This window comes from Arthrobacter sp. 179 (genome assembly GCF_052379645.1).
In the GTDB taxonomy this organism is placed as follows: domain Bacteria; phylum Actinomycetota; class Actinomycetes; order Actinomycetales; family Micrococcaceae; genus Arthrobacter_H.
On the sequence record NZ_JBQSYU010000009.1, the window covers coordinates 104,727 to 113,446 of the forward strand.

General features: G+C 66.8%; 8 protein-coding genes. 5 read left to right on the plus strand and 3 right to left on the minus strand.

The annotated features are described in order from the left end of the window. The first annotated feature begins 70 nt into the window (after positions 1-70). The gene (gene nrdR / locus ACT3UE_RS07880; protein ID WP_444554418.1) at positions 71-562 is read left to right on the plus strand and encodes a transcriptional regulator NrdR; all 492 of its coding nucleotides are present in this window, start codon (positions 71-73) and stop codon (positions 560-562) included. A 64-nt stretch (positions 563-626) separates the two neighbouring features. Here nrdR and ppgK read toward each other — a convergent pair whose 3' ends face one another. After that, on the minus strand, positions 627-1,433 hold the full coding sequence (gene ppgK / locus ACT3UE_RS07885) for a polyphosphate--glucose phosphotransferase (protein ID WP_444554419.1): 807 nt from the start codon (positions 1,431-1,433) through the stop codon (positions 627-629). Between the two features lie 32 nt (positions 1,434-1,465). Next, entirely contained in the window at positions 1,466-2,341 is an 876-nt protein-coding gene (gene map / locus ACT3UE_RS07890; RefSeq protein WP_444554420.1) for a type I methionyl aminopeptidase, read from the minus strand. 97 nt (positions 2,342-2,438) lie between these two features. On the opposite strand from map, the gene ACT3UE_RS07895 reads away from it, so the two are divergent. After that, a complete protein-coding gene (locus ACT3UE_RS07895; protein WP_444554421.1) occupies positions 2,439-2,624 on the plus strand; it encodes an SPOR domain-containing protein in 186 nt (61 codons plus the stop codon). On the opposite strand, the gene panB is transcribed toward ACT3UE_RS07895, so the two are convergent. After that, complete coding sequence (gene panB / locus ACT3UE_RS07900; RefSeq protein WP_444554422.1) at positions 2,625-3,479, minus strand: 3-methyl-2-oxobutanoate hydroxymethyltransferase; 855 nt, start codon at positions 3,477-3,479, stop codon at positions 2,625-2,627. A gap of 127 nt (positions 3,480-3,606) precedes the next feature. On the opposite strand from panB, the gene glnA reads away from it, so the two are divergent. The 3 genes from glnA to ACT3UE_RS07915 all read left to right on the plus strand — a co-directional run bounded on the left by glnA (position 3,607) and on the right by ACT3UE_RS07915 (position 8,585). Further along, positions 3,607-4,947, plus strand: a complete 1,341-nt coding sequence (gene glnA / locus ACT3UE_RS07905; RefSeq protein ID WP_444554423.1) for a type I glutamate--ammonia ligase — start codon at positions 3,607-3,609, stop codon at positions 4,945-4,947. Positions 4,948-4,956: 9 nt separating this feature from the next. Next, the gene (locus ACT3UE_RS07910; protein WP_444554424.1) at positions 4,957-8,154 is read left to right on the plus strand and encodes a bifunctional [glutamine synthetase] adenylyltransferase/[glutamine synthetase]-adenylyl-L-tyrosine phosphorylase; all 3,198 of its coding nucleotides are present in this window, start codon (positions 4,957-4,959) and stop codon (positions 8,152-8,154) included. 101 nt (positions 8,155-8,255) lie between these two features. Then, complete coding sequence (locus ACT3UE_RS07915) at positions 8,256-8,585, plus strand: cupin (RefSeq protein ID WP_444554425.1); 330 nt, start codon at positions 8,256-8,258, stop codon at positions 8,583-8,585. Positions 8,586-8,720 lie beyond the last annotated feature (135 nt).

The window sequence follows — 8,720 nt, forward strand, 5'->3', positions numbered from 1 at the left end:
CCGTGACCATGTCCTTGATCACGTAGCCGGGTCCGAAGTCCGGCCCATGACCCCAGGAAAGGTGGAGTGGATGCGTTGCCCATTTTGCAGGAACTCCGACTCCCGGGTCGTTGACAGCCGGCTGACCGAAGACGGTTCGTCCATCCGCCGGCGTCGTCTCTGCAGCTCTTGCGAACGACGGTTCACGACCTTGGAAACGACGAGCCTGAATGTCGTCAAGCGATCCGGCGTCGCCGAACCCTTCGATCGCGCCAAAGTCATCTCCGGGGTGGGCAAGGCGTGCCAGGGCCGGCCGGTCACCGATGACGACCTGGCGCTGCTTGCCCAGGAAGTCGAAGAAAGCGTCAGGGCCTCGGGCGCCGCGGAGATCAACGCCAACGAGGTCGGATTGGCGATCCTGGGCCCGCTACAGAAGCTGGACCAGGTCGCCTACCTGCGGTTCGCCAGCGTCTACCAGGGCTTCGAGTCGCTCGAGGATTTCGAAAGCGCGATCGCCAAGCTGCGCAGTGAAGGCCAGCCGCGCCCCGACGCCGCCCATCAGCGTCCCCTGACCGCCGAATAAGGAACCGCAGGGTCCCGGACCCGACGGCTTCCCGCCGCCGCATCCGGCCCTGCCGGCCGGCAGGCTAGTCGTGGAGGCCGTGGTGGATGGCCGACTGCAGTGCACCACCGACAATGCCGGCATTGTTCTTCAGATGTGCCGGTTCGATCGGGGTGCGGAGCTTGAGCTGGGGCAGGAAGTCCTCCGAACGCTTGGAGATCCCGCCGCCCACCACGAAGAGCCGCGGGGAAAAGAGGAACTCCACGTGGGAGAAGTAGCGCTGAAGCCGCACCGCGTAGTCCTCCCAGGACAAGCCATCGCGTTCGCGGGCCGAGGCGGAGGCCTGGGTTTCGGCGTCGTACCCGTCGATTTCCAGGTGCCCGAGTTCCAGGTTCGGGACCAGGACGCCGTTGTGGACCAGCCCCGATCCGATGCCGGTGCCGAGCGTGATGAGCATGACGGAGCCCTTGACCCCGGCCCCGGCCCCGTACCTGGCTTCGGCCAGTCCCGCGGCGTCGGCGTCGTTCATGACCTGGACGGGGCGTTGGAGCACGTCGGTGAAGAGCGTGTCGACATCCGTGTCGATCCAGGATTTGTCGACGTTGGCTGCCGAGAGCGCCACGCCTTCGTGGATGATCGCCGGGAAGGTGATGCCCACCGGGGCGTCTGTGGCCGGGGCCTTGTCCCGGGTGCCGAGTTCCTCGAGGATCTGCCGGACGACCTCGGCCACGGCCTGCGGGGTGGAGGGGGTCGGGGTATCGATGCGGTACCGCGAGCCGAGCAGCTTGCCCTTCTTCAGGTCGACGATGCCGCCTTTGATCCCTGTGCCGCCGATATCCACGCCGATGGCAGTGGAAACCGTGTTCTTCTTGCTTTTCTCGTCCTTCGACATGGTGCTCCTCAGCGGGGGATGGGAGGGCCGGGTCAGGCCACGGTCAGGATTTCGGCGCCCTGGTCGGTGACCAGGAGGGTGTGCTCGAACTGGGCGGTGCGTTTGCGGTCGCGCGTCACGGCCGTCCAGCCGTCGTCCCACATGTCCCAGTCGACCTTCCCGAGCGTGAGCATCGGTTCGATGGTGAAGACCATCCCGGATTCGATGAGTCGTGAGTAGGCAGGCGCTGCGTCGTAGTGCGGGATGATCAGACCGGTGTGGAAGGCCTCGCCGACGCCGTGGCCGGTGAAATCGCGGACGACGCCGTAGCCGAAGCGCTTCGCGTAGGCGGAAATCGTCCGGCCGATGACATTGATCTCGCGTCCTGGCATGACGGCCTTGATCGCCCGACGCAGGGACTCCTCGGTCCGTTCGACCAGCAGACGGGAATCCTCGTCGACGTCCCCGGCCAGGAAGGTGGCGTTCGTGTCGCCATGGACGCCGTTGATGTAGGCGGTGATGTCGATGTTCACGATGTCCCCGTCCTGCACCACGGTGGTGTCGGGGATGCCGTGGCAGATGACTTCGTTGATCGAGGAGCACAGGGACTTGCTGAAGCCGCGGTAGCCCAACGTGGAGGGGTAGGCCCCGTGGCTGATCAGGTAGTCGTGGCCGACCCGGTCCAGCTCGTCGGTGGTGACGCCGGGGACGACGGCCTGCCCGACCAGTTGCAGGGCCTCCGCCGCGATCTTCGAGGCGTGGCGGATCCGTTCAACGGTCTCGGGGGACTTCACCTCGGAACCCTCGAATTTCGCCGGGGCCGGCTTGCCGACATATTCGGGACGGGTGATCGAGGCCGGAACATGACGCTGCGGCGTCGGGGTTCCGGGGACGAGGTTTCCAAGGGGGGCTGTGGACGTACGTGGCATGTTCTTGATCCTATCGCCATCTTCGCCGCCCGGAGTATGGTGGGCTCCCCAGCTGAGCCCGACCCTGCGTCGGGGAACCGAAAGAAAGAGGTACGGCATGAGCGATGGCAGTGGAACCCCGGGCGGCAACTTCTGGTTCAACGTCAACACCAAGCAGGTCGAATCAGGCCCGCAGTCGGACTGGTCGCAACTCCTGGGCCCGTACGACACCCGCGAGGAGGCCCAGGGCGCGCTGTCCCAGGTGGCCCGGAACAACGAGGCCTGGGACGACGACGAGGACTAGCTAGAAGCCGTGTTCCTCGGCGGGGAAGGTCCCCTCGACGACGTCCCGGTGGTAGGCGGCGGCCGCATCGCCCATGACCTGGCGCAGATCGGCATATTTCTTCACGAAGCGCGGCAGCTTGCCCGGGTTCAGGCCCAGCATGTCCTGCCAGACCAGGACCTGGCCGGTGGTCCCGGCCCCGGCCCCGATGCCGATCGTGGGCACCGACACGGCCGCGTCGACGGTCGCTGCGACGTCGGCGGGGACCATCTCCATCAGGACGCAGAACGCCCCGGCTTCCTGGAGTGCGGTGGCATCGTCGATGAGCTGCTGGGCGGCATCACCGCGCCCCTGGACCTTATAGCCGCCGAGGGCGTGTTCGGCCTGCGGGGTGAACCCGATATGGGCCATGACCGGGATGCCGGCGTCGACCACCGCACGGACGTGTTCGGCCCGGCGGGCGGTGCCCTCCATCTTCACTGCATGGATGCCCGTTTCCTTCATCAGCCGGACCGACGATTCGACGGCGAGCTGCGGGGAGGCCTCGAAGCTGCCGAAGGGTAGATCGCAGACGACCAGGCTGCGCCGGGCCCCGGCGGTCACGGAGCGGGCGAAGACGGTCATCTCGTCCAAGGTGATGGGCAGGGTGGTCGAATAGCCCATGACGTTGTTCGCCGCGGAGTCACCCACGAGCAGCACCTCGATGCCCGACTCGTCGAAGATCGATGCGGCGTACTGGTCGTAGGCGGTCAGCATGGCGAAGCGGCGGCCTTCGGCCTTGGCGCGGGCCAGGTGGCCGATGCGGACCCTGCCGCCGGCCGGGGGCGGGGTAGTGGACTGACCGGAGTCGTAGGGGGAGGGTTGTTCGTGCGACATGTCCATCACGATACGTCACCGGTGGGCCGGGACACTGGGACGTACACGGATTCCGAGTAGTGTTGAGCGCGGTGGAACGGCCCGGAACCACCGCAGCATTCGCCGGATCAGACGAGGAGCGACGCATATGGACCGCCAGCAGGAATTGGTGCTCAGGACCATTGAGGAGCGCGACGTGCGCTTCGTACGCATGTGGTTCACCGACGTGGTCGGATCGCTGAAGTCGGTGGCGTTGGCCCCGGCCGAGGTGGAGGGCGCGTTCGAGGAGGGACTGGGGTTCGACGGTTCTTCCATCGAGGGCCTGTCGCGGATCTACGAATCAGACATGCTCGCCCAGCCGGATCCCTCGACGTTCCAGATCCTGCCCTGGCGCGGGGAGATCGAACCGACCTCACGCATGTTTTGCGACATCCTGACCCCGGAAGGTGAACCATCCCCGGCGGATCCCCGGCATGTGCTCAAACGCCAGTTGGCGGCCGCGGCGGACCAGGGGTTCACCTGCTACACCCACCCCGAGGTGGAGTTCTACCTGCTGAAGTCCGATGACCTGGGCGACAACGGTGAACCGATCCCCGTGGACTACGGCGGCTACTTCGATCACGTGACCGGTGGCGTCGGGCAGGATTTCCGTCGTCGTGCGGTGACCATGCTCGAGGCGGTGGGCATCTCCGTGGAGTTCAGCCACCACGAGACCGGTCCCGGCCAGAACGAGATCGATCTGCGCTATGCCGATGCGTTGCAGACCGCCGATAACATCATGACGTTCCGGACCGTCATCAAGGAGGTGGCGCTGCAGCAGGGGATCTACGCGACGTTCATGCCCAAACCCTTCTCCCGCCACCCCGGTTCCGGGATGCACACCCACTTTTCGCTGTTCGAAGGTGATTCGAACGCGTTCTTCGAAGCAGGGCAGGAATACCAGCTCTCGCAGACGGCCCGGCAGTTCATCGCCGGGATCCTTCACCATGCCCCCGAGTTCACCGCCATCACCAACCAGTTCGTGAACTCCTATAAGCGCCTCTGGGGCGGCGGAGAGGCACCGAGCCACCTGTCCTGGGGCCATAACAACCGCTCGGCCCTGGTCCGGGTGCCGTTGTACAAGCCGAATAAGGGCCAGTCGGCGCGGGTGGAATACCGGGGCATCGACTCCGCCGCCAACCCGTATCTGGCCTATGCCGTCATCCTCGGCGCCGGGCTGAAGGGCATCGAAGAGGGCTACGAACTCGCTCCTGCGACCGACGACGACGTCTGGGGCCTCAGCGCCGCCGAACGCCGGGCGATGGGCCATGCCCCGCTGCCGGGATCGTTGCACGATGCCATCCGCAGCATGGAGGACTCCGAACTGGTCGCGGGCATCCTGGGTGAGCAGGTCTTCGACTCGTTCCTGCGCAATAAGCAGGATGAATGGAACGAGTACCGCCAATACGTCAGCCCCTTCGAGACCTCCCGCTACCTCGGCATCCTCTAGGCGGATTCCGTGAGCCTGACGCGACAGCTGATTTCCGCCGGGTTCGAAGACGTCGAGCGGGCCAAGCGGTTCCTCGGGGACGAGATCCTCGCGGGAGCCGATGAAGCCGCGCTCTTGGCCGGTCTGCGGGCGGCCGCGGATCCGGACCAGGCCCTGTTGCTGGTCCTGCGTCTGGCCGAGCGGGCCCCGGGGATCCTGGACCGGCTCCACGACGTCGACGCCGCGATCCCGGTATTGCGCCTGTTGGGGGCGTCGGAGGCCCTCGGGGATTTCCTGGTCAGGCATCCGGAACAACTCCGAATCTTCGCCCAAGAGGAGGGGCCCGGCGACGAGGCCCCCGACCCCGGGGCCTTCGCCGGGGCATCCGACGATGACACCCGCCCGGAGGCCCCCGGGCTGGATCCCTCCAGCGGGCCGGACGTCTCCGACGGGGACGAGGAATCCGGCACCCCCACGGAGAACTCCGATACCGCCGTCGTTGCCGGGGCGCCCGAGGGGTGGCGTCAGGTGCCGTACCGCACGTTGCGCCAGCGCATGCTGCGCGCGGTGGGAGCCGATCCCGACGACGAGCTGCCGGTGGCCACCCACGAGGGCAAGGACGGCTATGCCCTCCTGCGCGTGGCCTATCGGGCGGGACTGGCCCAACTGGCGTTGCGTGATGTCGGGGCCGAAGACCCTTCGGCCGTCATGCCGGCCGTGGCCGCCGAACTCGCCGACCTGGCAGGGGCCGCCGTCGACGGGGCCCTGGCCATCGCCCGGCTCGAAGCCGCCGAACGGTTCGCCGCCGACGCGGTGGCCGCCGTGCATCTGGCCGTCATCGGGATGGGCAAATGCGGGGCCTGGGAGCTGAACTACATTTCCGATGTGGACGTCATCTACGTCCACGAGGCGGAGGACCTGGACGACGACCGTGCGGCCGAGATCGCCGCGACCCTGGCCATCGGGATCTCCCGGGCCATCAACTCCCCGGGCCCCGAGCCGTCGCTCTGGGAGGTCGATGCGAATCTACGGCCCGAAGGCAAGGACGGTGCCCTGTCCAGGACGTTGTCCTCGCATGTGGCCTACTACGACCGGTGGGCCAAGAGCTGGGAGTTCCAGGCCCTGTTGAAGGCGCGGTGCATCGCCGGAGACATCGAACTGGGGCGTCGCTACGAGGAAGCCGTCGCACCGATGATCTGGAACTGCTCGGAACGCGACGGATTCGTGGAATCGGTCCAGGGGATGCGCAAACGCGTGTTGGAGAACATCTCCCCCGATGAACGTTCCCGTCAGCTCAAGTTGGGCCCGGGGGGATTGCGCGATGTCGAATTCACCGTCCAGCTCCTGCAACTGGTGCACGGCCGGGTCGACGAGACCCTCCGGGTGAGGGATACGACGTCGGCCATCACCGCCTTGAGCGTGGGCGGGTACATCGGGCGCGCCGATGCGGCCGACTTCGACCAGGCCTACCGCTATCTGAGGGTGCTGGAGCACCGGCTCCAGTTGGTCAACATGCGTCGGACCCACCTCATGCCGGTCAAGGAGGAGGCACTGCGTGTCCTGTTCCGGGCCTCCGGGGGGAAAGCGGTCAGCGGTCGCAAACCCGCCGACGAACTGACCCGCCAATGGCAGAACACGAAGCGCTCGGTCCGGCGTCTGCACGAGTCGATCTTCTACCGGCCGCTGTTGGCCTCGGCGTCGAACCTGTCCACCGACGAGGTCAGGCTTTCGCCCACGGCCGCCCAGGCCCGGTTGGCTGCATTGGGGTATCTCGACCCGAAGGGGGCCATGCGCCATATCGAGGCGCTCACCACCGGGGTGCGTCGTCGTGCCGCCTTGCAGCGCCAGCTGCTGCCGGTCCTGCTCGAATGGTTGGCCGAGGGGGTGGACCCCGACGCGGGCCTGCTGGGCTTCCGTCGCTTGAGTGAGGCGTTGGGGGAGTCGCACTGGTACCTGGGCATGCTGCGCGATTCGAAGGCGGCCGCCGAACGGCTCTGCCATGTCTTGTCGGGTTCGCGTTTCATCACCGACCTGCTGGAGGTGTCCCCCGAATCGGCATCCTGGCTGGGGGACGACCGGGAATTGCGGCCACTGAGCTTCGACCAGTTGTGGCAGGAGAACAAATCCAAGCTCAAACGGCATGGCAACCCGGAATCGGCCATGCGCCTGGTGCGTCTGAACCGTCGGCGTGAGCTGTTGCGGATCGCCTTGGCCGATTCGGCGAACCTGCTGAGCATCGACGAGATCGGTTGGGCCCTGTCCGATGTGGACCGGGCAGCGGTCCTGGCCGCTTTGCGGGTGGCCGAAAGCCATGAGTTCGAGACCACCCGGCGGATGACCGACCTGCTGGTGGTGGCCATGGGCCGTCAGGGCGGCCGGGAGATCGGTTACGGGTCCGACGCCGATGTCATCTATGTCCACCGGCCGTTGGAGGGGGCAGATCCGCAGGAGGCGCAGCAGCAGGCACTGCGGGTCTTCGCCCATGTGGGAAAACTGCTCACCCAACCGCTGAAACCTGCGGTGCTCGCCGAACCCAAGCTGGTGGTCGACGCGGGTCTGCGCCCGGAGGGGAAGAACGGTCCACTGGCCCGGTCGCTGGAGTCCTTCCGCGGCTACTACGACCGCTGGGCCCTGGTATGGGAGCGTCAGGCGCTCCTGCGGGCCCGGCCGATGGCTGGTTCCGACAGCCTGGCCGCGGAATTCATGACCCTGGTCGACGGCGTCCGGTACGGCCGGGGCGCCACCCCGGACGAGGTGCGTGAGATTCGCAGGGTCAAGGCCCGGGTGGAAGCCGAACGGCTGCCGCGTGGCGCGGATTCGACCCGACACGTGAAGTTGGGACGTGGCGGCCTGAGCGACGTCGAGTGGCTCGTTCAACTCCTCCAGCTCGAACATGCCAAGGATCATCCCGAACTACGGACCACCTCCACCCGTGAGGCACTGGCCGCGTTGGCCGAGCTGGAGTTGTTGCCCCCGGGCGACGTCGAACTGCTGGATCGGGCGTGGTTGCTGGCCACCCAGATTCGGGGGGCCTCGGTGGCCTGTACCGGTCGTGCCTCGGATGTCCTCCCCCGGTCATGGCGGGACATGGAAGCCGTCGCTCGGTGGTGCGGTTATCCCGCGGGGAATGCCTCGGAACTGGAAAACGACTACCGGCGGGTCACGCGCAGGGCCCGCAGCGTCTTCGAACGCCACTTCTACGGTTTCGAGGAAAACGGCCACGACTGACGTGGCCCCCCCGTCACGCGGGGTGACAATGGAAGGTAGGGGACCATGGTGGAGGCACCAATGCCGCCGGGTCCGGCTCCGGAACAACGAAAGTGGGAATCATGCATGTGAGCAAGGCCGATCTCGACGAACTCGTCGCGCTGCACCTGGAGAAGGCAAAGACCGCCCCGCATGGTCGCAGCGCCACGGCGGTGTTGAAAGACGGGAAGCTACGCCAGACATTGCTGGCGCTGGATGCCGGTTCCGAAATGGCTGACCACAGCAAGCCCGAATCGGCCACCCTGCTGGTCCTGCAGGGGACGGTCACGGTTCGTTGGGCCGAGGGCGAGCAGATCATCAACCACGGTGGGCTGTATGTGATCCCCGACGTCGTCCACAACGTCCTGGCTTCGGAGCCGTCAGCTTTCCTGCTGACCACGATCGCCGGCTAGCACGAGTCCGGCTCCTCGCCCCGGGCCGACGCGTGCCTCGGGTTATGGAGGGTCGGCTGTGGGGTAGGCCGCCGCTTCGGCTTCGGTTCAGTGGGCGCGGCGCGGTGTTTTCCCCGCGCCGACGGCCCACCGTTG